This window comes from Marinobacter salinexigens (assembly GCF_008370345.1).
GTDB classification, from domain to species: domain Bacteria; phylum Pseudomonadota; class Gammaproteobacteria; order Pseudomonadales; family Oleiphilaceae; genus Marinobacter; species Marinobacter salinexigens.
Genome location: NZ_VTUU01000043.1, coordinates 1 through 930, shown reverse-complemented (window position 1 = coordinate 930; position 930 = coordinate 1). Strand labels below are relative to the sequence as shown.

At 66.3% G+C, this 930-nt stretch carries 1 protein-coding gene; it reads right to left on the bottom strand.

Going from position 1 to position 930, the window contains the following annotated elements:
* Positions 1 to 178 precede the first annotated feature (178 nt).
* Positions 179 to 736 carry an SOUL family heme-binding protein gene (locus FWJ25_RS20590; protein WP_188093676.1) on the bottom strand — a complete coding sequence of 186 codons (558 nt, stop codon included), beginning with the start codon at positions 734 to 736 and terminating at the stop codon, positions 179 to 181.
* Positions 737 to 930 lie beyond the last annotated feature (194 nt).

Sequence of the window (930 nt, the reverse complement as noted above, 5' to 3'; positions counted from 1 at the left end):
ATTAGCTTTATCATTATTGCAACAAGAGGCACCTTATTCCTTACTCGAAAAGTCGAAAGTAAACGAAGCTAGCGCACAAGAGCACGAAATACTTCATGGTAGCACAGCTGCACTGCACAGGTGCATGCGCGTCCTTCCCTAAACGCCTCAGTGCCCCGAGAGCACGCTTGGAATCGCATCACATACTGGCGTCGTCGTCCGCGTCGGCGGCGTCGAAGAGCATCCAGATCTCGTTGACCCTGCCGGTGAACTCGAAGGGCGAGTTGTACTGCGCGACGGTGTARGGYGAGGCCGGGTCGGCCCTGCGCGCGTCGTTGACGGCGGCGGCCCACCGGGYGCCCTGGAGGCTGGCCTCGAGGCGCGCCGCCTGCTCCCCGACGTCGRCGTCCGCCACGAAGCCYCCGAAGCGGCGCACGGCCGCGTACCTGGCCCCGGCCCAGCGGTCCACGCGCAGGCCCTCGGCCGGCGGCGGGTCCGCCTGGTTCTTGGCCGGCACGTAGAAGCTCACGGCGAAGGCGGAGGCGCAGAAGGGCCCGTCGCTGGGCGACACCCGCGTCAGCACCGGCGCCGTCATCTCGATCGTCTCGTTGTACGCGTTCTTGCCCTGGATGTAGTCGAACAGCTGKAGGAAGCCGGTGCGCGTGGCGGCGACGAAGGAGATGTCCTCGATGGGCGCCGTGGTGATCCACATGGCGKCCGTGTACCGCCGGATCTCGAACCCGTTGGCGCTGTCCACCACCTCCTACGCCGGGCACTCGATGCGCTMGCACGTCGGYGGCACCGCCGCGGCAGCGACGGCGACGAGCAGCGCCGCGGCGAGGAGCAGGCTGGYACGGCGCSCCATATGCTTGCACTGCTKCTGGTGGATGGCAGGATGAGGGGGTAGYGGAGTGAGATGAGGTCTGGTGCGGAGTGAGATGAGGTCTGGTG